Origin of the sequence: Priestia sp. TSO9 (assembly GCF_021029645.1) — a bacterium.
In the GTDB taxonomy this organism is placed as follows: domain Bacteria; phylum Bacillota; class Bacilli; order Bacillales; family Bacillaceae_H; genus Priestia; species Priestia megaterium_E.
In genome coordinates this window covers 1-23,315 of record NZ_JAJEKD010000012.1, presented here as the reverse complement: position 1 = coordinate 23,315, position 23,315 = coordinate 1, and the positions used below count along the sequence as shown (strand labels likewise).

The window sequence follows — 23,315 nt, the reverse complement described above, 5'->3', positions numbered from 1 at the left end:
TTTTTTTGGAAATTTTTTTAGTTTTTTCAGACTCCTTTCTCTATTACAAATGAGGAGGTGTCCATATGGGAAATACACTAACTATAGCAAAAGCTGCTACCAAAATTAATGATGGAGTGGACTTTATAAATGCTAAAAGCTATTGGGAAAGAGGTTTTCACGGACAAAATACGATCATTGCTGTAATTGATACAGGTTGCGATATTGATCACGAAGAGTTAAAAGACAACATCATTGATACATTCAACTTTACTGCTGACGATAATGGAGAAATTAACGTTGCAACGGACTATACTGGCCACGGAACACACGTAGCTGGCATTATAGGCGCAACTAACAAACAGCACACCATTGGAATAGCCCCCAAGGCTAAACTCTTAGTTATTAAAGCTATTGGTCATACTAGTATTTCTACTCACGAAAACTTGATTAAAGCCATTAGCTTTGCTGTTAATTGGAGAGGCGAAAATGGAGAAAAAGTAGATGTAATGAATCTTTCTTTAGGAATAAAAGAAGATATTCCAGAGCTACGAAGAGTTATTGATCAGGCATTAGAACAGAATATTTTTGTTGTAGTTGCTGCCGGTAACTACGGCGATGGAAGTGAGCTTACTGACGAAATACTCTATCCTGGTTACTACGAAGAAGTAATTGAAGTCGGATCTGTTGGAAGAAAATTTATACCATCCCCTATAAGCAACACAAACAAGAATATAGACTTTTTAGGACTTGGGGAGTCTATCTATTCAACCTACCTACAAAACTCTTATTTGAGACTTACAGGCACGTCAATGGCAACACCACACATTACAGGAGCAATTTCATTAATTCTCTCCTTATTTAAAGCTAAGAAATTGCCAATCTCCCAAAATATTATTTATCAGTATCTTGTATCTCATTCTGTTTTCTTGGATGGATACACAAGCAAAACACAAGGAAATGGCGTCCTAAAATTATAAGGAGGACATTACTATGAGCCCTTTTGAAATGTTTAGCGCATCCATTGGAAACTTTGGCTTTCCAATCGTAATTTCTATTTATCTTTTAATCAGATTCGAAAAACGAATTGAAGTTTTAACTACTGCAATTAACGAGCTAAAGCAAGTTGCAGAAACAAGAGAAAAAGAAAAATAAAAAAAGCATCGGTCATTTTAACCGATGCTTTTCTGTATATTAAACGCCGGAAACTAAAGTTCCTACGATGTTATAAACAATTGGTACTAAGAATATTACAATATTAAGAATGATTCCCCATAAAGACAGTTTATCTTTGTTCATTCTGTACCCAACAAAACCAATAATTGCGCCAATCGGTCCTAAAACTAAAGGCATTACCATTGGTAGTCCTTGCAGTTTATCCATTGGAATTAATCCTGTTAAAAAGTTTAATACTAACGCTGCTAACACAACTGCGAATGCAATTGAAATTCCACCTAATACACTGCTTTTCCCTTGTTTTTTCACTTCTACGTTGCTGTTTGCCATTTTAAGTTCCTCCACTTCATTATTCAAAATAAGTAAGATACGCTTTCGTTCCGTAATAAATAATAATATTTAAGAAGACGACTGTTACAAGTGCATACACAGGGCTAAATATCTCTAACCCAAACGAACCAAAAAAGAAGAATAATAATGCCAAGAAGCCCATATTCGACCAACACGTAATATAACCTACCTTATATCTAATCATTTGATCTCTTTCGTCCTCTTCCTCTTCCTTTAACCACTTTTTACCTTTTTTAATCTGAACTCCGTTAATAACCGTTATGACAACCCAAAAGATTGTGATTAAAGGTAACACCCAAGATAAAATACTCGGGTCTCCTGCTTCCATTTTCCATATATGAAAAGTGGCTTCCATCAATAAAAGACTAATTGCTATTTTAATTAAAAAATTGTAAAGGTAATTCAATCCTTCTTCACCTCTGTAAATACGTCCTCAACCGTACAATTAAATACTTTCGCTATCCTCATTGCTAAACCAACGCTCGGCTCATACTTTGACCTTTCAAGAGAAGCTATTGTAGGTCTTACTGTACTCACCTTTTCGGCTAATTCAGTTTGAGTCCATCCAGCTTGCTCCCTGCGTTCTTTCACATTATTTGTAGTTACAATCTTCATTTCATTCAGTCACCCTCATCCCAATTAGAACTACTGAATGTATAGTATTCTATACTTTCTGTGTATAGAATACTATACATTGGATAGATATGTAAAGGAAATAATTAAAATTTTTCATAAAAAAAGGCAGAACCCTTGATAGGTCTGCCTTTTTATCATTCTTATTTAAACGGATTGCACGGTTGAGCATAGAAGTATGAGTTGATTGTAATAGCCCACTCTGAACCTGCTTTTACATATGGAGCTAAGCAAGTGTGAAGATTTTTGTCGCAAGAGCAAGCAAAATATCCACGAGAACCATAGCAACCATCGTGTGTTTTACAACAAGCATCTACTTTAGAGATTGGAGTTCCTGGACCTGAGCATCCTGGGCCACACCATTTACCGTAGATACAAGGAAGTTGAGCAACAACCTCTTCGTGATCTGCATCTGCTTCTGGAAGTTCACGATTTTCTAATTCTTTAAGTTCTGCTAAGAACTCATCGTCGATTTCAGTTTCAAGTGTTTTTGTCACTTCATCTTCGATAATATCATAACCTTTAAGGATTTTCTTATCATCCTTTTCAACGATAACGCTACCTGAAACAGCTTCTTCGTTATTAAGGTTTGTATAGATTACTTTAATTGTATCTTCTGCGTTAGCTAAGATAACTGTTTGAATAGAAACATCATCTTGTTCAAACTTAAAACCTTTGCGATTATTAAGCTCATATCCACCAACGAATTGAGACATTTTTTGTACTAATTGTTTTGCAGCTACTGCATTAATTTGAGCATTGTCCAATAAAGTTTCTTGCTCTTCTACTGATAAAGTTTGTAATTGTCCCATTCACAAACACCCCTATATATTATTTTGGTGGCAGTACCTGGATTCGAACCAGTCAAGAGGAATATGCTTATCTTCTAAAAGATGTACTGCCGTAATATGGAGATGGCATCCGGATTCGAACCGGAGTATAAAGGTTTTGCAGACCTTTGCCTTACCACTTGGCTATGCCATCGTTTTAATTTTTCTTGCCCTTACGCTTGTAGTAGAGAAGCGAGTCACTAAAAACTAAAAAGAATTTGTAAAAAACTTTTATTTTTTTGGTGGCGGTAGCCGGTTTTAAACCGGCATCGAGGTGACTTTAATAATTACCGCCGTAATTGGAGATGACAGTCGGATTTGAACCGACGATCAAGGTTTTGCAGACCTTTGCCTTACCACTTGGCTATGCCATCATTTCACTTTTTCTTGCCCTTACGCTTGTAGTAGAGAGGCAAGTCACCAAAAACTAAAAGGAATTTGAAATCTTTTTAGTTTTTTTGATAAAAAAAGGCGTACATTCTTCACTTGAAGAACATACGCCTTTTTACTCGCGTCAAATTCACTAAATTGAAAATAGGCTACTTTTAATTTGTCCGTTACAAACCTTTAAAGAATCTTGTTCATAATTTATTAAGACTTTAATCAAGGAGGTTACTTATGTATTATTACAATTATTATAATTCACCTTATCAATACCCCTCTTATCAATACCCCTATGCACCAAGACCAGCCCAATATAAGGTTACAACTGACACGATTAAAAATGCATTGCAAATGCACCACGGAGAATGCTTTGGTTCCTATTGGAAGGGCAAAGACCATATTTTTAATTTAACTGGATTGGATGCTGATGGAACGGTTCATATTATAGAGAATGGCGAACCTAATACTGTGCATCAAGATGATATGGTTGAATTTAAATATATTGGTGTTAAATGTCCTACTTCTACTACAGGACCGGATCATACAATGCCACCTCCACCACCTCCACCTACTTGCAGATGGGTAATGACCCCTTATGGTAATTGGGTATGGTATTGTCCATAAAAAAAAGACAGCAAATAATAGCTGTCTTTTTATTTTCTTTTACATAGAATCTAAGAAGTTCATAATCCCCTTAGCGTGCGCTTCCCCTATCTCTTTTAAGAATTCTTCTTTAGCAAGAAGATCGCCGTCTAGGTCTATAAATAGATTTTCAGTCAAGACAGCAGGCATACTCGTCTTTTTTAAGACTAAGTAGTGAGCCGTTTTCAATCCTCTATCCTTTATATTTCTGTGCTTATTTATTGTTGCTGTTATTTCACTATGCAAGGCTTTTTGAAATTCCCTTGTTTTTTGTTTAGTTTCAGGATATATATAGCTTTCAAATCCGGTTCCATTAGCAGCTGCATTGACGTGGATAGAAACAAATAAATCCGATTTAAAGCGATTTGCTATTCTAGCTCTCTCATTTAAGCTTACAAACACATCGTTACTTCTGGTCATCTTAATTAGCACTTCAAAGTTTTTACGTAAGAACTCTTCAGCATAAAGGGCTATTTTTAAAGTAATATCCTTTTCTCGCAATTTATCACTTACTGCGCCTGGATCTTCTCCGCCGTGTCCTGCATCTATCGTCAATCTTTTCATAACCTTCACCTCTCCATTTTTCCTACCTGTAATAGAGAAGCAAGTTGCTAAAAACTAAAACAAACATAAAAAAAAGAACGTTTTAAACGTTCTTTTTTTATGCTTGTTACATTAAGGTGCGAAAAAGTGCGGTAGTAAGCTTCCTAATGACCAAATTACCAATATACTTGTGACCATTACCCACGCGATTCTAACAAAGTTTTTAATTTGCATAAGGTAAGAGATAAAAAATAAAACAATTAAAAAGTACGGTAAACTGTTACTCCCTCCTGCAATTACTAAGCCCATCGAAACAATAATAATGATTCCTGCTATAATATTAAAAATGTGTATTTTTTTCATTTTTGATAAATTCCTCCTCTTTTTTTGTATAGTATACTATACATTAAGAAAAAAACATAATAAATATTTCCAAAACACAAAATAAAAAAACCTAGCTTTCGCTAGGCTTTTAGAAATTAACAAAATGGCATTGTCCAACCAAATACAGCGTTAATTTTTTTGTAGGTTGAAAAATCTTGCTTTCTGTATTTGAACGCACAGTTAACTAACTTTTTGTCACAGCAAGCATTCTTAGTTTTACTAGAGTAGCAAGAATCGTGTGTTTTACAGCAACTATCAATTGAATTAATCGTTGAACCTCCGCCATCAATAGCGTGTTTCCCGTCTCCGCATTTCAATCCACAGTGATGATATTTTTTACCGTTTTGATTTTTTAAGCAGAAATCAAAAATACCTTGTTCTGCAACAACCTCTGCTAAAATACCAGGTGTATAATTTTCATCGTTCGGAAGTTCTTCAACAGGAAGATCTTCTTCATCTGATTCAGAAAGATCTTCCTCTAGTTCTACTGGTCTAATAAAAACAGTTTCAGGCAAACCATCTAACACACGAAGACCAATGAGCATTTCGTCATCACCGAATGTTTTCGTAATTGTTCCGTCAAACCATTCTAAATGCTCGCCCTCCTTAGTATTTTCAACAAAATCGACTGTTACTGTACCATCCGAAGTTTGCAATGAAACTGTTCTATTACTAATTACTTCATTTTCATTACCTAAAGTATCAAACTCATAAATTTCAGTTTCCACTAATTCAGCTTCACTAAATTCTCTCTGTTTTCCTAATTCTAAGATGATTGTTTTATAATCTTCTTTTGCCTTTACCTCTGCTACAATTCTTTCTACTTCTACTGGATCTGTTACGTACTTACCAATGATGTCTTCTGACATTTAAAAACACTCCTCTGTACTTTTTTGCTTTACGTGGGTAGTAGAGAAGCAAGTCACTAAAAACTAAAAAGAATGGTGAAAAAAACTTTTTATTTTTTTTTGCTAATCTTTTTAGTTTTTTCGTCTATCTTTCTCTACTACTTATTGAAAGAACAAAACGGAGGTATAAATTATGACAAATAACTATGAAATTACAGTATTTACAATGACGCATTGCCCTGCTTGTGTAACGTTAAAGAAATGGCTTAAAAAGCAGGATATAACGTTTACTGAGAAAGATATTGTCACTAATGAAGAACACGAAAAAGAGTTCTTAAAACACGGATTAAAGTACACTCCAACAACCTTCATTACTGCTAATAATGAAACACATCAAATTGTAGGAGCTGCTGCAACTAAGAAAATCGAAAAGATCTTATCGTCAGAAGTAATTTCAAAGTAAACGAGGTTGAGACGGTGAAAAAACTTGAAGAAAAAGTTACTAAATATAATCAAGTAAAAATCGATTTAATGAAAATTTCTCAATGCATCGACTGTTGTAGTGAGGATGAAAAAGAGATTTATCAAGACATCGCTTTAAACTATTCAAAACAACTTAAAAGCATAAAGGAATCAATTGAAAGTGTCTACGGTGTAGAGCTTTGCAGTTGTTGCTCCTTTTTAGATAAATAGAAAAAACTCCTTAATACTGTACTAGAAAGAGTTGAAAAAGAACTTCAAGAATCTAGTAATCATAAAAAAAGCCTTATTCAGAGATTGTTTGGGTGATCCCCTATCTCTGAATAAGGCTTTTTTCTATGTTTTCTTTAGATGGTATATTTTGAATGATTTTTGCTTAATAATATATGGCATACAAAGATAACACCCACACCATTGATAGTGATAATACGATGCCCAAACCCACCGAAACACCTAGAGAATATTTTTTCTAAGCTAAATTTCTTGAGTTTATTGAGGTTATAAGACTTCGGAATTTTCTCTACGAATGTATTAGCTTTCTCTACCATAAAATAAAAGAGAAATACTAATACCTTACTTGTTTAATCATTAAGCAGTTGTATCTATAAAAAGTACTTTTTTATAAGGGCTTCTTTATATGGCTCAAAAAATTGAGGCAACTCGCTTATAATAAATAGTAAGCGAAAGGAGGTGAGAGTTTTGAAAGAAGTCCTAATTTTAACTAGCAAAGTTACTGGTGTTATCGTCATACTTTGGGGATTATTCTATGATCTGTTGAGTAGCTGCTTCCCTACTTTCTTTTCTACTCATAGCATTACAATTACCACGGGCATATCAGCTTTGATTCTAGGCTACATTTCTTGTTTAATTATTGTTATTTCTTGTTCCTATGTTATAAACAAGAAAAACCGTGCTAACGGTCCGCAAAACCAGCACAGTTCTTCTCAAAACATCATCTAATTATTAAGCCACTATTCCAATGAATGCAAACAAGTCGCCGCAAACGTCTTGTTTGCATTGGATCAGTGTAAATTCTATGTTTCTAGTATGTCACGTTTTAACCAAATATAAAATTATTTTTCATTTGGAATCTTCACTACTTGAGCTCGCACTGTACAATAGCTTAATCGAGCTTATGCTACTGATATGTCTAATGTATATGAAGTTTTTTGCATTAAATTCATAATCTATTATTTTTTTGTCAATCGTAATACATAAAGTTGACAGTCTATCATTTTTTTGGTAAACTAAAATTCTATAGGTGCGGAATTTGTACAAGTATGTCCGTTTTCCTTTATTTAAACAAAATACATAGAATCTACCGATTTTTAGGCAAAAAAAAGAGCCTATCTTCGGCTTTTTTTGTTATGCAAATTCCAGGGCTCCAACCCTGTTCATATATATCGTTTGTTACTCTTGTTTTATGGTTGACAGCAACTATCCTAATGGTTATGTTCGCTGTACAAAATTACTGAAAGGATGATGACAAATATCAAGTCCTCCAAAACTTAATATTCACTTACTAAATCCTTTCGGTAGAAAGGAGGTAGTAATACACTATGATTAGAGAATTTCTTAAAGAACTATTCATCCAAACAATTCTTACATTTCTTCCACATACCATTACTTTATGTGGATTCGCAATCCCTACAGTAGCTATTCTAGTAGTAGTTATTATTCTAGTGTTTGCTTTCAGAAAATTCTTCCCACTCCAATGGGAAAAAATTGCAAACTTCTTCAAAATCTAATTTTAGAAACAATTAGCTTCCTCGCGCTGCTCCAACAGCCGTGGAAGTTTTTTTTAACTCCATACTGATCAATGAAAAGTTATCCCAGTCTTACAGGCAGAAACTTTTTTAATCCCCAGTACTTTAAGTACACATTTGTAATATTTATTATATCTATAATGATAAGAAAATTCAAGGGAAATTCAGAATTCCTAAGCTAAATTCAGAAATTCTATGCAAAATCCAGAATTCCATTAGCAAGACAAGGTAGATGCTCATATATCTATAGTTACACCAATTTTTCTGATACCCTCTGTAAAAATTATATACCCAAACAACAAAAAATATACAAACATATGCTCATCTGCATTAATTAACGAATACCACAAACAATCTTAATAAGTTCATCTCTCGTTAAACCTGGTGAATAAATCGTGTAGTTTCTTGGCGCCTTTCTTTATATATTTTTTATATAGTTCAACTAATACAGCTCCCCTCCTCCCTCTTTTGCTCTCTCTCAGCTTTTTTTAGTTAAACTTAAGTTTAACTAGGCAAATAATAATATGTATCAAATACACACCTAGTTTAACTAATAATAATATAAGTTGTACTAATTTTATGTATTTATTATGTATCTATTATGTATTTATTAAATACATAAATTTAGTTAGACTTAAGTTCTACTTAACGCCCGATTTATAATCTGTGTTCCTTGCAATTTTAGCGATATGGAACGTTCGATAATTTTACTTTTTAAAATAATAAGGTTTCTGCCTGAAAAACAGAAATGTTTGTCAGGCCATTTATCTTTTCCATTTTTACATAACATAAATAGAGACTTTAAAGTGTTTGGCTAAGAACAATAATTAAAAGGTCAATTTGAGTTAATAAGATTTCTTTTAAATCAGGATCCGGACAGGAAGAATGTTGCTCCAATAAAAATAATAGTTCTCTGTTGAATAGAAAGAGTTCGTATTTAGTTAACATAAAATTCTCCTCCATTTATTGAAGCTTTTAGGAGCAATGAATAGGTTTTGCAAGCATAAAAAAGCTATCTCATTTCTATTGGCATAGGCTTTGCATAGAAATGGGATAGCTTTTTATCAGGATTTACACACGTAAAACGTATAAAAAATCGATTCAAGAGAAGTTTATCATATTTTTTACATATGTACTATATTTTTCCGTGGAAGCATATATATATAAGGTTGCGTAAAACAGAGATCGTAACCACCTTAGAACCCAACTCCCACGAGGGTTCTTTTTTTATTTGCGTTACAGAAAGGGACATTTCTAAAATTAACAGCATACAAAAAAAGCAACCTCGTTTTTGTCATAGGAGATCGAGGTTGCTTTTTTTGGATTCACACTCGTTGAAGAATGAATGCCACAGCACATAAAATTTTATCATATTTTTTACCATATATTCTATATTTTACCTAATTTACGTATGTATAAAATGTGCACTTTTTATACATTCTTTCAGTAATCACCTTTCGAAGAAACATCGGCATATCAAGGATGTATAAAAAGCTGCATACTCTATAAATATGACTCTGTTAGAACCCTTACTCCCATAAGGGTTCTCTTTTGTCGTGTGTACCGGAAAGAGACATTATGTTAACTAGCTCTGTATATCGTATACATAAAGACTTGTAGTTTTAAGCGTTCTTCTTTTTTATAAATATCCCTAGTACTAGGCAGATAGCGCAAATAATTAAAATAGTAAGCTGGCCCAAAATTACACCTCAAATCATTTCGTTAAATTAAAAAAGACAAGCATTCTTTATCTATAATTTAACAATATCACATTTCCATTAAATTGGAAAAGCGCCGATAATTCACATTATGTTAACTAAGCTTGTATATCACATACAGTTGAAAAAGGCTGCTGAATAAATCATCTTAGTTTTCAGAAACTAAGATGGGGTGATATTCGTGAAGAGAGTTACAATGACGATTACAATTGGAATAATGTTTTTGATAATATCCGCAACAGATGTGAGTGCAAAAACAATAAATGAAGCTGATACCAAGTTATGTGAAACTCTAAATTATGCACTTATGAGCAGCCTAAGAGATCCAGTAGATAAAGCAATTGTAGAAATCTATAAGAATGATATAAATGCACCACAAGATCTTAGATGGGATACAACTGGAGCAAAAATCCTTAAGATAAAGCAGTTGTATGGTGTCGGCGGATTATATGAACTAACGTTGAAAATAAAGCCTTTTTATCGTGCACATATAACTTATGGTATTGATGAAGTTGTAGTTAATTCGAATGGTGAATTAATAAGATATAAACATTTGAAAACATATCCGTTGTAAAGAACAATGGATATGTTTTTTAATTGGTTCCTGTAATCGGGATTATGTTAACCATAGATGTATAAAGTAGATGGTTTAAAACTAACTAATTTTAGAATTTTTATTGAGCTTTTTTGATAAATAATAGCAGACTAATCCAGTACCTAGTACTTTACAGAAAGTAATGAATGCATAAGATGGTGCTATTAAAACAATAACGAACAAATATGCACTTATAGCAAATATAAGCCAACTTGTTATAAGTAGAAAGCTAGATAAAAACTCCTTCATAGACTTCATCCTTTAGAAAAGATTAAATACTTTATTGTTTTATCATAGCAGATATACTTTTTCACAAGTCCATTTATTTTCGATAACGTGTTTTATGTTAACTAACATCTTTGTAAAAGCAGGTATTGTTACTTTACGGTTCGAATACTAGCATTATACTTTTAAAACAGAATTGGAGGCTAGTATGATGCTGGTAAAAAAGATGTTAAATGGAATTATGATGAAAGAAATCACCATTAAAGAATTAGCTGATCAGTATGGTGTAAGCACTCGTACCATTCAATTAAAGATTAAGAAATTAGGATATGAATGGGACAACAAGGAAAGTATTTATCGCTACGTTGGAGAAGAATCAGAGCCTTTAGATGTTGATTTTAGTACACTTATCTCTAAAAACAGTAAAATGCCAACAGAACAAAAGCAAACTAATAGTGAAATAGCAGCTAGCATTAGTAATATGAATGAAAGTGAAAGCACTAGTGCTAGCTTTACAAAAGCTAGCACTAATACTAGCAAAGTAGATGCAATTGATATTTTGCTACAAAATCCAAAAGATCGTTCAAAAAGGGTGTATCGAGGTTTCTACTTTGACGACGATGTTTTAGGTATTATTGATCGTGTCCCAAAGAGTTATAAATCCGAATTGGTGAATGAAGCGCTAAGAAAAGTCTTTAAAGAAAAAGGTTTATTGGACTAAAATTCTTTATTTATCGTCCGTTATGATTAGAATCATTTTATACGTTACAAGTGGGAGAGGGTCGGAAGACCGTCTTCTATTTGTAATGTTTAATGAACGAAGTGAGTTTGCTGTTAATAGGAGGGGAGCTACTTGGATTTTAAAGACCTAACATTAGATAACATTGGTTCTGTAGAAGATGATGAATTATTGGAATTGATGTATAAATCATTTACAGAAGTAAAGTCTGTGAAATTTATCAAAGAGGAAATGCACGATTTGTCTAAGCGCATAGTAATGCCTAGATTTGCTCATATAAAGAAACGAATTAAATATGGAAATGAGGAAGATTTCTTTTTCATTCAAGTACCTATTGTCGATGAAGAAGAGCGTTCTCATTTTAAAGTAAACGTTTTTTCTAAAGAAGGTTTCTACGACAGAATGCCAAAAGACGGTTTTATGAAAATGACTTCTCGAATTGATATTAAACCGTTTGGTGTACTAGACGTTTACTTTGAAGGTGCTGTAGCTTCCAGGAAACCTTACGAATTTAAGCATTTAAACTACAATAGAGCATATGAACATATAGAATCTTTCTACTATGATTTTGATTCAGAGCAATACATTGGCGTGGATGATAAACAAATGGCTGAAGCTCGCCGTGCTCTTTTTCGAGATCCTAATTTTGATTTTAAGGATAGTCCTGAACGAGTACAGGAATATTTCAGAAGAGAGCAATTAACAGAAGAAATAAAGAACCGATTAAAAGAGCAGAAAGAGTTATGTGAAGATAAATTCTTTGTAATTAAAGATACTCGTTACAATGTGTTAGTTGTTGATGGAGTTACAACTACGCAAGAAAATATAACGGCTGCGTTATCTTATATGCTCAATTATAAAGATTTTTTAAACGATACAATACCTAAATGGTTAAAGCTTAAGTTGGTTTTTTCTGAGATTACTTTAACTGAATATGATAAATTGATTCGAGAAATTAATAACTTGAAAGAAGCAATAACATTAGGTACAGATATACTTGAACGTATGGCTATCTTAATCCAAGGTAGGACAGGGGGAAATCCAATGCTATTTAATTGGAATGGGTTAGATGGTGGTTCAGAGGAAGAATTATTAAAGCAAGAGTTCGTGAAGCAAAATGGTCCAAAGGACCAACTGGAAAGGTTTTTAACTCCTAGACCAACCAAATTTGCTAGTTATGATCCTCTCTTGGGATTCGTCGGGTACGATGTGCAAGCTAAAGAGGTATACCCAAACATAGCCGAAACTGAAAGGCGTATTTACCGTACTGAGGAACATTCTAGTATCATTGCGGAAGAAGAATATCTTTTGCGGATAATCAAACATTTCAGTTCTGAAAGACAAGAGTAATATCTTGTCTTTTTTCTTTTTAAACCGTGTATTTATTTATAATGTTAAAGAGCAAAATTTTATAATTTTTCTTTACACAATACCGAGAGGTAAAAAGGAGATATCACCATTCTGGGAAGAAGTGATAATAACAATCTATACAGAAAAATTGGATTTGCTTTATCGAATCTAATATCAATACAACAAAATTTAAAAGGAGAGGATAATCAATTAATTAGAAAAATAGTGAGTTAGATTGCAACGTTGCAAGAAAATGAAACAAACGTAAGAGGGTCCGCGTGTCCGAAGCTGACACCTTCCAACCTGCTACTCAACAGCAAATGGAGAATCAAAAGGTAACACTGTATCTCAATTAAGGGAACAACCACAACATCGCGTAAGCGAGGGGGAGAGTGATAACTCCTAAAAATGATCAAAATGCAAAGCATTGTTGAGCATTCACTTCGAAGAAGTGAAGAATGTTTTTGCTGAGCGCACGAAGTGAGCGAATACTTTGCGAAGCAAAGTACAGAACAAAATACGAAGTATTTTGTCCATCCATCCGAAGGAAGGATGGCCGCCGAAACAGCGAAGCTGTGAGGTTTGGGTTTTCGCTAGAAAGTGAGCTAAAGCTACGTCTAGCAACGGTTAAGTGGTGTATTCAGCGATAACGCTGAATATGCGACTTAACCAGTTGCTACGCACTGGTGAGGGGGAGGAGTGCGCTAAAAAACTTAGTGAACGAGGAATTTTAAAAGACGCTAAAAATGAGAGAGAAACGATTCATTTTAAGGATTTTAAAATTACAAGTGAACTTAGATTTTTCCGCAATACGGCGTGAGCTTTTTTCTTAGCGAAGGATATACAGGCCGAGCTTAGAAAAAAGAAGCTTTTTAATGGGAAGTTCGATTTAATTGTTAATGATTAAGAAAGATAAAACGGCCAAGCAAAAAGAGGAACGATTTTATGCGTGGTTTTATCTTGCGAGAGAATTTACAAGTAAACGTTCTTCCCATTTTTATTTAGATAAGGCCTTTCGGCCGAGCTAAATAAAACACGGGCGAAAATCGTCTTTTAAATCGGGATAGAAATCGGGATAGCGTTGATTTAACAACGTTTTTCGTACTTAAAGTTGCGAATGCAACAAAAGTAATTACAATAAATAAAAACGTTGGGGGTGATAATTTTGTTTAAAAATAGACGAAAAAATAGACAAGGTGGAACACAAAAATTAAATGCTTCACTAACAAAAATTGAAAAGGTATTTGAAAAAATGTATTACAAGAAAATTTATGTTGGTAAAAGTCCAATGTCGGAAGGAACGGTAAAAACGTATGCTGATTTAACAATTGCCTTAATGCGTGATCTTCACGACAAATATGGTGTGGCTGACATAACTAAAGTAAAAAAAGAGCAGGTCGCTGAAATATTTCAGGAACGCATTGATAAATACCACGATTCTAATACGAATGAAGCAAGTAATTTAAATGGCATTACTTCTGCTATTGCTGCTTTTAATCTTGGAGTCAAGGAAACAAATATATTCAAAAGAGATTTAGAGTTCGGGGATCCTAGTGGTATGAGAAATTCTTTAAGAGAACAAAACGTCTTTAGAAACAGTAAAGCATCTATGACGCTACGTGCTACACCAGAAGAATCATTAAAAGTCATAGATAACATTAAAAGAAGTGGTTATGATACTCGTACAAGAGATACGGCGGCCGCCGTATCTCAAATTGCACTTGGAACAGGCGGGAGAATATCTTCGATATTAAAATTAACGCCTTCTGATATAGAAATTGATGAAAAAACTAATAAAATACGCTTTTTGAAAGATAAAGGCGGTCTTACAAGATCAGTAGAAATAACCGATAAAGACACAATGAAGTTTCTAAAGGGATTGACCGAAGGTAAAAAACCGAATGAGCGCTTGTTTTCATTTAAGCGTAAGGACGGAACTTTTCTTTCAGTTACAGAAATGCGTAAATCAGTAACGAATATCATAACTGCTGCCGGTCGTGATCTTGCTCGTACTGAAAAAGTAAGAGTGAAGGACCGTGATGGAAAATATAAATATGTATCAGTACCACGCAAATTTACGCCACATAGCTTCCGCAAGTCATTTGCGCTCCAGCGATGCCACGAGTATTTAAAAAAGATTCCTAGTGATCCTAAAAAGCTACAGGAGTACGTGCAACAATTAAAAAATTCCGATACTAAACTAAAAAGCAAAATAGAAACAATGGAGAATCGTATTAATGCTTCTCGAAATACAGTTCGTCAGCTAAGAAAAGACGAGATTGCTATCTTTTTAGTAAGTGTCGACCTGGGACATTTCAGAAAAGACATTGTTACGAGCTTCTATACCACATTTTCAGAAGTTCAAAAATACTATGATGAAGTGGCAAAAAGACCTTAATTTTATAGTTAAGGTCTTTTCTCTCAATTATGAGTTACTTTTATAAGTGCTTGGACAATCTCTTGCCCAATGATACGGTCATTTTCATCCCTAATGTGGGTTATTTTAAAAGCACAGATCATTCCTGTACTTGCAATGGTCTCATTTTCATCCCTGGTGTGGATTACTTTAAATGTCCTTCTTGAAGTTGATAGTCGAAAGAACATTTTAATCTCTAGTGTGGGTTAGTTTAATAGTTGTCGCTTCTTAAGTCGCTCTCGCTCTTTCTCTTTTTCATCCCTAGTTTGGGTCAGTTTAAGAGGATTAACACTTCTTTAATTCGCTCCTGCTCTTCCTCTTTTTTATCCTTACTGTGAGTTATCTTTGCTTTCCACCATACAACCACGTATAGGTACATCCATTTTAATTTTTATTACAAATCTCCATTGTTAACATTTTGGCAACTATACTGTTCTTTTAAACATCCTTTTTCACTTGAATACGTGGCCGACCAAACCGTCTATAATTAACTCGATAAAAAAATGAATAACCATTCACCCACGATGATTAATTGCAATCTATTGGGATGGCCGTCCAATTAAGTTTTTCACCATCTTTACTGACATTTTTTCAAATACTTTCATTCTCTAATGTACTAACTTGGCCTCTTTAAAAATAAGAGAAAAGGAATATTGCATTATTTCGGAGAAAGAAATAAGATGAAATACAGAAAATCGGGATGGAAATCGGGATAGATACCGGTTTCTAAATCGGGATGGAAATCGGGATGGTCGTTCTCAACCCTTGTTATTAAAGGGATTGAGTAGAAACCGGGATGAGAACCGGGATAGAGAATCGGGATTCATCCCGATTCTCATCACGATTTTATTTGGAGGTGAGAAGATTTGAATAAACAACTTCAGTTGGATTCTGGTAGATTGTACACGGGTAAAGAAGTTGCTGAACTTACTGGATATAAAGCTGATTCAATAAAAAAGATGTGTAATGAGTACGATATTGAAACGCCACGAACTGAAGGTGGTCATCGTCGATATACAGCACATAACATAGAAGTCCTCTTGGCAATTAAAGATAAAAGAGAGAATGATGAGTGGTCTGTACAGCAAATTAAAGAGTGGTTGAATGGTAAAGAGACTGTTTTTACAACTCATATACCTAAAACGCAAGATGAAATGAAATACGAACATTTGGCAACAAAATATGAACAGTTAGAAAAGGCTTTTCGTGTAGTAATTCAAAAAACAAATCAAGATAGAGAGTTAGATAAAAGGCAAAGAGAAGAAGAAAGAAAGCATATGCTACAAATGTTTGAAGAAGAAAGAGAGAAAGATCGCAAGCTTATGATACAAATGCTTGAAAAACAAAGAGAAGAAGACCGAAAGCAGTACGAGCGATTACTTAAAGAGCAGCTTGATGAGCAATTGGGAACTCGTGATCAAAAACTTTTGACATCGGTACGAGAAATACAACAAAGTCATAAAGAAATAGCTACTACGTATCAAGAACAGATGGAGAAGAAGCCCAAAACATTACGTGAAAAGATTGCTTATATATTTGGTTCATCAAAATGAAGAAGAAACCCCGCAGGGTTTCTTCTTTTTTGTTGTTGCCTAAGATTTCTTTTATATTTCTCCTTCGTTGAAATCTTAGGCTGCGCTTATTACTAATAATTGTGCTTGAAAAAAAAAAAAAAAAATGACCTATTTAGTTCAAGTGCGCTAAAAGAATAAGTAGAGAGATAATTTTTTTTCGTTTTTACGCTATTTTGGGCCGATTTGCTGAACGAAGTTCTATATTGTATGTGAAGTAGAAAAACGTTTGGTCTATTGGTGAAAAAATCAGGCATACATACTTGTTTTTTATGCTTCTAGTTCACTTATGTAGTAGGAAACAAATTATTGGAGGAAAGGGTTGACTTTTAGTTTCCAAGTGGTTCCGATAGCAATGGAAGACAAGATGAGAAATTTCTCCGATTAATTACTATTAATGAATTACAGGAGAAAGAAATTCATTTTTCTCTGGAATGCACCTGTAAATGGTACCTATTTCTCTTATCTATAAGTACACCAGAACAGGTGTAAAAAACTAAAATTACGGAGGTAACAAAATGGGACAAAGTATTAAAAGTTTGTGTAAAGTGGCAGGAACGATATTAGGGATATTAGCTACTATTTTCGGGACTGCAACAGCATTATATTATGCCTGCTTTCCTAACTTCTTTGTAAAGAATGGAGTGGCAATTGCAGCTGGAGGAACCGGGGTCTTTCTAGGTTTACTCATTGCTACTTTGGTTATTGGGGTAGCAGCAGCATATCTCATTGTTACAAGTAACAATCAAAACAGACCAAACAATACTATTTAGAACAAGCTCCTAGTGGGCTTGTTCTTTTTTTATTTAATATGTTCAAAGTATGTATTAAGGAGGTTCATCTTGTATTTATGTACTAATTCCTCTTATTATTGATACTATATAGATACATTAATTGAATGATTTGAGGTTTTAAATATGACAAAAAAAGAAGAAAAAACGTTAGAGAAAGAAGTACAAACGGTTTCTGTTCACGTCAAGTTTCCTGCGGGTCTTATAGAAAAAGTGGATCAATACCAGGTAGATAATCACTTAAATAGCCGTGTTAGTGCTATGGCTGAGTTAATGAGAATTGGTTTAGGTGAGCTGGAGAGAAAAAAATAAGCCTTATAAAAGAGAAGTGCCTTAAAAAAGCGCTTCTTTTTTATAGGGGCTCACATTACACATATTGTTATCTTTTAAAATTGCTGCTATTCTAATTATGGGCTTTTTAATAAAGGAAGTGTTGAGGGATGAATTCCTTAACTAATATTAATTTATTTTTATGTGTTGCAGAAATGGTACAAACTCTTTCAGGAATGTCGATCAGCGATTTAATCATTGCTGCTGTTGTGTTTGTATTATTAAAAGGTCAATTTAATTTTGAACTTAAAATTAGCTTTGGTACTACTACGAAAAAAGAAGACAACGACAAGAATAAGACAACATAAAGAAATAGCCACCATTTCCGGGGTGGCTATTTTTAATACCCTCTTTTAAAAGCACTTTTAAACCTTATAGAAGCCTTATTTTCGTATTTTTATATACTTGTAGTTTCTTATATTAAAAGAGAGAAAAATAGCTATACAAGCCAAAATAGAAGGTTAATTAACCGCCACGTGGAATTCCCCCGTGAATATTAATAGGTTTTTCCCTCTTCAATTTAGCACGTTTCTTTGTTTCCAACAGGTAGTCCTCAAATTTATCCGTTTCGAGATCATTTTCTTCTATGATTGAAATTAATGTTTCCAATTGATCTGCAATATCATCAACCAAAGCTACTGGTAATGAAACAGAGTCTATCTTTTGGCTACCAGCTACACTAACCATTCCCCTCAGAGCAGTAACTGTTATCTTTGTATTTTTCACATTCTCATCCCCTTAATAAACTACATAGCCCTAGTATAGAGTAAGAACGAGAAGCTAACAATAACTTAGAAAAGTAGGAAACTTGCAGATTGGGTGTACTCTCAAAATCTAAAATCCTTGTGCTGTCTGCAAAGATACAAAGCACAATAGCGCCCCACCCATATAGCACTAATATAAGGGCGATTTTTTTTGAACACGTAGAGTTAGCTACGTCCTCCAATACAAAAAGAGCACTAGCTATATACTAATGCTCCAAGCTATAAGACCTCTCTGTGGAAAGAGACAGAGGTCAGGCACCCCATAGCACTAATATAAGGGGGGAAACTTTTTGCCCTAATTATTCTAGGATGGCCCCCCACTAAAAAAGAGCACTAGCCCAGTATACTAATGCTCACTTCTGTCTTTATATAATAACTTCTTAGGAAGGAGAAAAAGCGCCGCACCCATATAACACTAATATAAGGGGGGAAACATCATACACTTTTTTATGAACTGCCTAATGTAGACTAATTAAGTTTAGCATTTAAGGGAAATGTTGATGCTCACCCCAGGACTAATATAAGGGCGACTTTTTTTGAACAGCCCAAAAGAAGAGATATTCTCCCCCAATAAAAAGAGCACTAGCGTGTCCACTAGTACTCCTTGTGCTCTAAAGACTCTCTCGTAGAGACAAGCCCAAAAGCGCCGCACCCATATAGCACTAATATAAGGGGGGAAACATCATACACTTTTCTTAGTTTTTCTGAACCAACCTTTAACTGTATTGATAGACACATTTAACTGTTCAGCAATTTCCTTGTATTTGAATCCTTGATCCTTCAATTCAATACCCTGCTCTTTAACCTTATGAAAAGCACCTAAATACTCTTCTTTAGGTTTCATCCCTTTTGCCCTGTTCTTCTTTGTTTTCTTCTTTAAATCACGCTCTTTAGCCCTTCTTTCTGCTTCTTCATCGCTAATAAGAGCAACTAATATACTATCCTCTTCTTTGGTTACTTGTAAAACCTCACGTAGTCTTTCTTTGCTATAGTTATAGCCTTTTCTACGCCCTAAGTGATCATATTCGCCACTTACCCAGTTTTCGTAGCCTCTTTCTGCTGATTTAGTTAAATCGCACAATGTATCCCAAAGGTATACGACTGCATCTTTATCATAAAAATCATCAAAAGAGTTATATAGCTTTTCCATTTCATTTAAAGCCTTTATTTTATTCCCTGCTGTTGTACAGAGCGTATAATAACGTACCAAGAAGCAAGCAACTTCACGACAGCCATTCATTCTACCTTTACGATGCTCTGAAAGAGCAAATATGTCGTGAATAATTCTTTGATGACGTAAATTCCAAGGATCTTTAATAATTGCTGAATTATCCTCTTCTGGAGATTCCTTTTTTCCACCATCTAATGCCGTAAATGCTTTCTTTCTTGCGTTTTTCTTTTGGTCTTCTTGTCGCTTATGTTCAAGATATCTTAGATATCTTTCGTACTTTTCACGACCTTTGCGACGCTTTTCTTCAAGTGTCTTTTGATGAGTTAGGACTTGGTCCCACACAAAACATTCTAGTAACTCGTCAAATTTTAAACGTTCTCCCACTTCAACATAGGTCTTCCCTGTTATTACTTTCTGTGTAGACTTATGAATTGAACCGACAGCTCTTAAAACACGGGCAGAATCCGTTACAACGGCACCATCAGCACCATATTCTTTTAACATTTCGTATATATATTTCTGTAAAAAGCACCAGTATGTATGTCTTATTTGACCTATTGGGTTAGTTCTCCAAATTAACTGTAGACCTCTTGAGCGAAGAATTTCAGTTGGATGAGGGAAGGCATATTCGTCAAGTCGTTCAAGGATTAATTTCTCCATTTCATCTTGTGACATACCCTTAAATTCATCTAACTTATAGTAATCTAGCTCTGTGTAGAGCATATGTAATTCAGTTACGCGTTCTTGCAACCTTCTTTTATCTTCGCCTATAACAAATACGGGATTACACCCTAAATACTGTGTTTCCCTGCCGTCTGTAAGCTTTCCACCATTGGCAATTGCCCAATCATATGTCCAAAAATGGTCTTTCCATCCGTTTACTTTTATTTGTAGATATTTTTTATATGTTATCTTTCCATATGTCTTAGCAAATTCTTGGTGTCTTTCATCACCATTAGTAACAAATTCATTGTATAAATCTAATTCCGAGACACCGGCTGCAATCATATCTACAGCTTTCATTACTAAGTCTGAATAAACTTTTTGAGCACTACGTAAATCCTTAAAAGCCAAAGTAGGTAACTTATTTCTTTCTGCTTGAATAGTACCTTCTTTATATGCCTTTAAGAGCTTCTTATAGCTCTTATTATCGGTTTCTATTGTTCTCATATATTCTATTGGATGACTCTTAACTATTCGCCTTGTGCGTCTATCCTGGGTTTCTAAGAACCAATCAAAATATAACTCTAATTGTTCTGAAAATGTATCAAAGTATCGAGGAACGTCAAGATACTTAATTTCTCTTAAACTGCTTCCCATTAAGAATAGGTTGCTCCGATCTCCCCAAATACCTTGGACAGCATTTTCTATTTCTTGAAGCTCATCTTTTTCGATAGCCACAAAAATTCACACCTCTCCTATACAAATTAAAGAAGAAAGTGCGACTACCCCAACCCAACACATTTTTCATTGAAAAAAAGGAAAATCATAAAAAACTTGAAAAGTAAGTTATGAAGCGTTAATATTAATATGTAACTTTTCATAAGTGTATAATCTCTCTTTACTACTACTGCTCTTAACTTTAGTCGGTTGATGGGTTGGTGTTGGGTTGGAGAGTCGCATTAGAAACGGCCTAGGAACCGTTTCTTTTTTTGTCTTCTTTTCGTACTCTACCTTTTTCATTGTAAGAAATCTATTATTTACCTCTTTTTTTCTATAATTCTATCTTAACGTATCTGATCTCTTAACAGTGAAAAAATTTCTGTGCATTAGCTCCAGGATCTTTTTAATAGAGTTTGATTTACCTCGTCCTCTTTAATCATTAGATAAACCATTGTATCTTTAGGGTTTCTATGCCCTAAGAACTCTTGTGTTTGCGCTAAATCCTTTCCTGAATCTAAATATACAAACCATCCTGCCGTTTTTCGAGTTGTATGAGTAGAAACTATATCCTTATTGTAACCTATTTGATCCGCAGCCCACTTTAATAACCTATGTACGTAAAATCTATTAAAATCAAAGATTTTATCATTGTCTTTCTTAGTGTCCAAGTAGACTTCTAATTTTCTTCTACACGCATCATTTAATGCAATTCGCTTATCGTCCCCTGTTTTTTGCGTTTTCACACGTACAATACCGTTCTTTACGTCCTTCTTTTTTAATTCAAGGATGTCTGACACTCTCAATCCAGTTGATAGCGCAAATTCAAAGTATAGTGAATAAACGAATCCGTTTCTTTTTGTTCCTAAAACTTCTATGAATTGTTTTACTATTTTTTCATCTTTAATTGGTTCGCATTTCATCAAAAAACCTCCCTAAAACGTGCACAGAGGTACACATTTTCTTATAACTATTATATTATCAATCATAAAAGTTATAAAATCAAGGTTTTAAGGTACACAAAATATACTTTTTGTGTACTAAAAAACTATCTCTTCTTTTAAAATTTCTTTCTCTATGAATTCAAAGAAGCCCATAGGCTCTTCATCCAACATTTCATATGCCTTCTCTACAATTAATACCTTAACCTCTTGCATTAGCTCTTCACGGTTTTTAAATATCGTTTGTTGAGCGTGCTTTAGAATTTTAAATTCCAACTGATCAATAATAGCTTGTACTTCTTGTTGCTTTTGAGTGTTTTCTACTGACATACACATTTCCCCTTTTCAGTTAGTTAATGGTCATAATCTTTATATTCGTTATATAACCTATGGTGTACGATGACCCTTTATTGCAGGGAGTCTCTTAATTGTTTCAGTGTTTTTTTAACCCAATAACCTATGTTTTGTTCGGTTTCTCCTAAAATTTCAGCAATCTGTCTATTTGTAAGCATTTTTTCAAAACGGTAATACAAAATTTTTCTTTGCTTATCAGTTAAGGCCCGCATTGCCTTATATAATTCCTCGTTTACTACAGGAATAACTGTTCCTTCCTCTACCTTTTCAATTACGGATAATTCAGGGCTTTCTACATTACTATCTAGTACAGCTCCAATTGTCTTAATAGAGGGCGCATTATCCTCTAAAGCATTTTTATCAAATACTAGTAATTGCTTAAAATTTCTTTTTCGTTCTCTCTTATCGAAATCTTGGGAACGTCCACGGATCAGAACAGAGCAGTATCTAACTACTCGATTAATTCTATAAAATGTTTTGAAAGTTTGATTAAGTAAATTGATGTCGGTTTGAGAAGGGTTTTTAAAAGCTGCGTGCATCGCTTCTTTGTGTTTTTCATCTTTTAAAAATTCTTGAATAACGGGGTTTTCTAATACTAAAGGTAGTCTCTTTTGTATTTTCTGCGTGTACACTAATCGCTTTTTCCCTTTAGCTTCATCACATTTATTGTTGGAAGTAAATTGAGTATATTGTGCCATAAAAATGCTCCTTTTTATAGGGAATCTTGTGTAATAAAAGAGAAATTTGGAATATTTGAAGAACAAGTGTTCTTATTATCTCCTAAATTGAAGTAAAAATCTAGTACTTTTTAGGAAATAAAAAATTATTTTTTTTGGAAATTTTTTTAGTTTTTTCAGACTCCTTTCTCTATTACAAATGAGGAGGTGTCCATATGGGAAATACACTAACTATAGCAAAAGCTGCTACCAAAATTAATGATGGAGTGGACTTTAT

Annotated in this window: 27 protein-coding genes and 2 tRNA genes; 14 read left to right on the top strand and 15 right to left on the bottom strand. The window is 34.0% G+C overall.

Features of this window, described 5'->3' with window-relative positions; translation table 11 throughout:
* The first annotated feature begins 65 nt into the window (after positions 1–65).
* Together LJC66_RS08280 and LJC66_RS08275 are read left to right on the top strand one after the other, a co-directional pair.
* Complete coding sequence (locus LJC66_RS08280) at positions 66–959, top strand: S8 family peptidase (RefSeq protein ID WP_230932286.1); 894 nt, start codon at positions 66–68, stop codon at positions 957–959.
* Between the two features lie 13 nt (positions 960–972).
* Positions 973–1,134 (top strand): YvrJ family protein, encoded by a 162-nt coding sequence (locus tag LJC66_RS08275; protein ID WP_230932285.1) that lies wholly within the window; start codon positions 973–975, stop codon positions 1,132–1,134.
* Between the two features lie 39 nt (positions 1,135–1,173).
* Here LJC66_RS08275 and LJC66_RS08270 read toward each other — a convergent pair whose 3' ends face one another.
* The 6 genes from LJC66_RS08270 to LJC66_RS08245 form a co-directional block, all read right to left on the bottom strand.
* The gene (locus tag LJC66_RS08270) at positions 1,174–1,485 is read right to left on the bottom strand and encodes a hypothetical protein (RefSeq protein ID WP_230932284.1); all 312 of its coding nucleotides are present in this window, start codon (positions 1,483–1,485) and stop codon (positions 1,174–1,176) included.
* 19 nt (positions 1,486–1,504) lie between these two features.
* Positions 1,505–1,912 carry a hypothetical protein gene (locus tag LJC66_RS08265; protein ID WP_230932283.1) on the bottom strand — a complete coding sequence of 136 codons (408 nt, stop codon included), beginning with the start codon at positions 1,910–1,912 and terminating at the stop codon, positions 1,505–1,507.
* Positions 1,909–2,121 (bottom strand): helix-turn-helix transcriptional regulator, encoded by a 213-nt coding sequence (locus LJC66_RS08260; RefSeq protein ID WP_230932282.1) that lies wholly within the window; start codon positions 2,119–2,121, stop codon positions 1,909–1,911. The genes LJC66_RS08265 and LJC66_RS08260 overlap by 4 nt, the downstream gene beginning before the upstream one ends.
* A gap of 161 nt (positions 2,122–2,282) precedes the next feature.
* A complete protein-coding gene (locus LJC66_RS08255; protein WP_230932281.1) occupies positions 2,283–2,951 on the bottom strand; it encodes a phospholipase A2 family protein in 669 nt (222 codons plus the stop codon).
* A 97-nt stretch (positions 2,952–3,048) separates the two neighbouring features.
* Positions 3,049–3,123, bottom strand: a tRNA-Cys gene (locus tag LJC66_RS08250).
* A gap of 146 nt (positions 3,124–3,269) precedes the next feature.
* Positions 3,270–3,343, bottom strand: a tRNA-Cys gene (locus tag LJC66_RS08245).
* Positions 3,344–3,587: 244 nt separating this feature from the next.
* Here LJC66_RS08245 and LJC66_RS08240 point away from each other — a divergent pair.
* Positions 3,588–3,977 carry a hypothetical protein gene (locus tag LJC66_RS08240; protein WP_230932280.1) on the top strand — a complete coding sequence of 130 codons (390 nt, stop codon included), beginning with the start codon at positions 3,588–3,590 and terminating at the stop codon, positions 3,975–3,977.
* A 39-nt stretch (positions 3,978–4,016) separates the two neighbouring features.
* Here the strand turns inward: LJC66_RS08240 and LJC66_RS08235 are convergent, their stop codons facing one another.
* The 3 genes from LJC66_RS08235 to LJC66_RS08225 form a co-directional block, all read right to left on the bottom strand.
* Positions 4,017–4,559 (bottom strand): N-acetylmuramoyl-L-alanine amidase, encoded by a 543-nt coding sequence (locus LJC66_RS08235; protein WP_230932279.1) that lies wholly within the window; start codon positions 4,557–4,559, stop codon positions 4,017–4,019.
* A gap of 111 nt (positions 4,560–4,670) precedes the next feature.
* Positions 4,671–4,901 (bottom strand): hypothetical protein, encoded by a 231-nt coding sequence (locus tag LJC66_RS08230; RefSeq protein ID WP_230932278.1) that lies wholly within the window; start codon positions 4,899–4,901, stop codon positions 4,671–4,673.
* Between the two features lie 116 nt (positions 4,902–5,017).
* Entirely contained in the window at positions 5,018–5,791 is a 774-nt protein-coding gene (locus LJC66_RS08225) for a phospholipase A2 family protein (RefSeq protein WP_230932277.1), read from the bottom strand.
* Positions 5,792–5,963: 172 nt separating this feature from the next.
* Between LJC66_RS08225 and LJC66_RS08220 the strand changes: the two genes are divergently transcribed.
* The 3 genes from LJC66_RS08220 to LJC66_RS08210 all read left to right on the top strand — a co-directional run bounded on the left by LJC66_RS08220 (position 5,964) and on the right by LJC66_RS08210 (position 7,210).
* Positions 5,964–6,233 (top strand): glutaredoxin family protein, encoded by a 270-nt coding sequence (locus LJC66_RS08220; RefSeq protein WP_230932276.1) that lies wholly within the window; start codon positions 5,964–5,966, stop codon positions 6,231–6,233.
* A gap of 14 nt (positions 6,234–6,247) precedes the next feature.
* Entirely contained in the window at positions 6,248–6,463 is a 216-nt protein-coding gene (locus tag LJC66_RS08215; protein WP_230932275.1) for a hypothetical protein, read from the top strand.
* Between the two features lie 486 nt (positions 6,464–6,949).
* Entirely contained in the window at positions 6,950–7,210 is a 261-nt protein-coding gene (locus tag LJC66_RS08210) for a hypothetical protein (RefSeq protein WP_230932274.1), read from the top strand.
* Between the two features lie 1,607 nt (positions 7,211–8,817).
* Here LJC66_RS08210 and LJC66_RS08205 read toward each other — a convergent pair.
* A complete protein-coding gene (locus tag LJC66_RS08205; protein WP_230932273.1) occupies positions 8,818–8,964 on the bottom strand; it encodes a hypothetical protein in 147 nt (48 codons plus the stop codon).
* A gap of 966 nt (positions 8,965–9,930) precedes the next feature.
* Here LJC66_RS08205 and LJC66_RS08200 point away from each other — a divergent pair.
* The 8 genes from LJC66_RS08200 to LJC66_RS08165 all read left to right on the top strand — a co-directional run bounded on the left by LJC66_RS08200 (position 9,931) and on the right by LJC66_RS08165 (position 18,059).
* Positions 9,931–10,308 carry a DUF3888 domain-containing protein gene (locus tag LJC66_RS08200; RefSeq protein WP_230932272.1) on the top strand — a complete coding sequence of 126 codons (378 nt, stop codon included), beginning with the start codon at positions 9,931–9,933 and terminating at the stop codon, positions 10,306–10,308.
* Positions 10,309–10,762: 454 nt separating this feature from the next.
* Positions 10,763–11,275, top strand: a complete 513-nt coding sequence (locus LJC66_RS08195; RefSeq protein ID WP_230932271.1) for an HTH domain-containing protein — start codon at positions 10,763–10,765, stop codon at positions 11,273–11,275.
* A gap of 132 nt (positions 11,276–11,407) precedes the next feature.
* Positions 11,408–12,643 carry a hypothetical protein gene (locus LJC66_RS08190; protein WP_230932270.1) on the top strand — a complete coding sequence of 412 codons (1,236 nt, stop codon included), beginning with the start codon at positions 11,408–11,410 and terminating at the stop codon, positions 12,641–12,643.
* A gap of 1,165 nt (positions 12,644–13,808) precedes the next feature.
* On the top strand, positions 13,809–15,041 hold the full coding sequence (locus LJC66_RS08185; protein WP_230932269.1) for a site-specific integrase: 1,233 nt from the start codon (positions 13,809–13,811) through the stop codon (positions 15,039–15,041).
* A gap of 884 nt (positions 15,042–15,925) precedes the next feature.
* The gene (locus tag LJC66_RS08180) at positions 15,926–16,612 is read left to right on the top strand and encodes a MerR family transcriptional regulator (RefSeq protein WP_230932268.1); all 687 of its coding nucleotides are present in this window, start codon (positions 15,926–15,928) and stop codon (positions 16,610–16,612) included.
* 536 nt (positions 16,613–17,148) lie between these two features.
* On the top strand, positions 17,149–17,403 hold the full coding sequence (locus LJC66_RS08175) for a TMEM199/VMA12 family vacuolar ATPase assembly factor (RefSeq protein WP_230932267.1): 255 nt from the start codon (positions 17,149–17,151) through the stop codon (positions 17,401–17,403).
* Between the two features lie 144 nt (positions 17,404–17,547).
* The gene (locus LJC66_RS08170) at positions 17,548–17,733 is read left to right on the top strand and encodes a hypothetical protein (protein ID WP_230932266.1); all 186 of its coding nucleotides are present in this window, start codon (positions 17,548–17,550) and stop codon (positions 17,731–17,733) included.
* Positions 17,734–17,861: 128 nt separating this feature from the next.
* Positions 17,862–18,059, top strand: a complete 198-nt coding sequence (locus LJC66_RS08165) for a hypothetical protein (RefSeq protein WP_230932265.1) — start codon at positions 17,862–17,864, stop codon at positions 18,057–18,059.
* A gap of 157 nt (positions 18,060–18,216) precedes the next feature.
* On the opposite strand, the gene LJC66_RS08160 is transcribed toward LJC66_RS08165, so the two are convergent.
* The 5 genes from LJC66_RS08160 to LJC66_RS08140 form a co-directional block, all read right to left on the bottom strand.
* Entirely contained in the window at positions 18,217–18,477 is a 261-nt protein-coding gene (locus LJC66_RS08160; protein WP_230932264.1) for a hypothetical protein, read from the bottom strand.
* Between the two features lie 720 nt (positions 18,478–19,197).
* The gene (locus LJC66_RS08155) at positions 19,198–21,087 is read right to left on the bottom strand and encodes an RNA polymerase sigma factor sigma-70 region 4 domain-containing protein (protein ID WP_230932263.1); all 1,890 of its coding nucleotides are present in this window, start codon (positions 21,085–21,087) and stop codon (positions 19,198–19,200) included.
* A 368-nt stretch (positions 21,088–21,455) separates the two neighbouring features.
* A complete protein-coding gene (locus LJC66_RS08150) occupies positions 21,456–21,989 on the bottom strand; it encodes a tyrosine-type recombinase/integrase (protein ID WP_230932262.1) in 534 nt (177 codons plus the stop codon).
* 117 nt (positions 21,990–22,106) lie between these two features.
* Positions 22,107–22,337: a hypothetical protein gene (locus LJC66_RS08145; RefSeq protein ID WP_230932261.1), complete on the bottom strand. Its 231-nt coding sequence runs from the start codon at positions 22,335–22,337 to the stop codon at positions 22,107–22,109.
* A gap of 77 nt (positions 22,338–22,414) precedes the next feature.
* Positions 22,415–23,059, bottom strand: a complete 645-nt coding sequence (locus tag LJC66_RS08140) for a sigma-70 family RNA polymerase sigma factor (RefSeq protein WP_230932260.1) — start codon at positions 23,057–23,059, stop codon at positions 22,415–22,417.
* Positions 23,060–23,315 lie beyond the last annotated feature (256 nt).

Bases quoted from the DNA above. Each gene is read 5' to 3' on its own strand.
- LJC66_RS08280 (WP_230932286.1), top strand. From the start codon at position 66: ATGGGAAATACACTAACTATAGCAAAAGCTGCTACCAAAATTAATGAT.
- LJC66_RS08275 (WP_230932285.1), top strand. From the start codon at position 973: ATGAGCCCTTTTGAAATGTTTAGCGCATCCATTGGAAACTTTGGCTTT.
- LJC66_RS08270 (WP_230932284.1), bottom strand. From the start codon at position 1,485: ATGGCAAACAGCAACGTAGAAGTGAAAAAACAAGGGAAAAGCAGTGTA.
- LJC66_RS08260 (WP_230932282.1), bottom strand. From the start codon at position 2,121: ATGAAGATTGTAACTACAAATAATGTGAAAGAACGCAGGGAGCAAGCT.
- LJC66_RS08255 (WP_230932281.1), bottom strand. From the start codon at position 2,951: ATGGGACAATTACAAACTTTATCAGTAGAAGAGCAAGAAACTTTATTG.
- LJC66_RS08240 (WP_230932280.1), top strand. From the start codon at position 3,588: ATGTATTATTACAATTATTATAATTCACCTTATCAATACCCCTCTTAT.
- LJC66_RS08235 (WP_230932279.1), bottom strand. From the start codon at position 4,559: ATGAAAAGATTGACGATAGATGCAGGACACGGCGGAGAAGATCCAGGC.
- LJC66_RS08230 (WP_230932278.1), bottom strand. From the start codon at position 4,901: ATGAAAAAAATACACATTTTTAATATTATAGCAGGAATCATTATTATT.
- LJC66_RS08225 (WP_230932277.1), bottom strand. From the start codon at position 5,791: ATGTCAGAAGACATCATTGGTAAGTACGTAACAGATCCAGTAGAAGTA.
- LJC66_RS08220 (WP_230932276.1), top strand. From the start codon at position 5,964: ATGACAAATAACTATGAAATTACAGTATTTACAATGACGCATTGCCCT.
- LJC66_RS08205 (WP_230932273.1), bottom strand. From the start codon at position 8,964: ATGTTAACTAAATACGAACTCTTTCTATTCAACAGAGAACTATTATTT.
- LJC66_RS08200 (WP_230932272.1), top strand. From the start codon at position 9,931: ATGACGATTACAATTGGAATAATGTTTTTGATAATATCCGCAACAGAT.
- LJC66_RS08195 (WP_230932271.1), top strand. From the start codon at position 10,763: ATGATGCTGGTAAAAAAGATGTTAAATGGAATTATGATGAAAGAAATC.
- LJC66_RS08175 (WP_230932267.1), top strand. From the start codon at position 17,149: ATGGGACAAAGTATTAAAAGTTTGTGTAAAGTGGCAGGAACGATATTA.
- LJC66_RS08170 (WP_230932266.1), top strand. From the start codon at position 17,548: ATGACAAAAAAAGAAGAAAAAACGTTAGAGAAAGAAGTACAAACGGTT.
- LJC66_RS08165 (WP_230932265.1), top strand. From the start codon at position 17,862: ATGAATTCCTTAACTAATATTAATTTATTTTTATGTGTTGCAGAAATG.
- LJC66_RS08150 (WP_230932262.1), bottom strand. From the start codon at position 21,989: ATGAAATGCGAACCAATTAAAGATGAAAAAATAGTAAAACAATTCATA.
- LJC66_RS08145 (WP_230932261.1), bottom strand. From the start codon at position 22,337: ATGTCAGTAGAAAACACTCAAAAGCAACAAGAAGTACAAGCTATTATT.
- LJC66_RS08140 (WP_230932260.1), bottom strand. From the start codon at position 23,059: ATGGCACAATATACTCAATTTACTTCCAACAATAAATGTGATGAAGCT.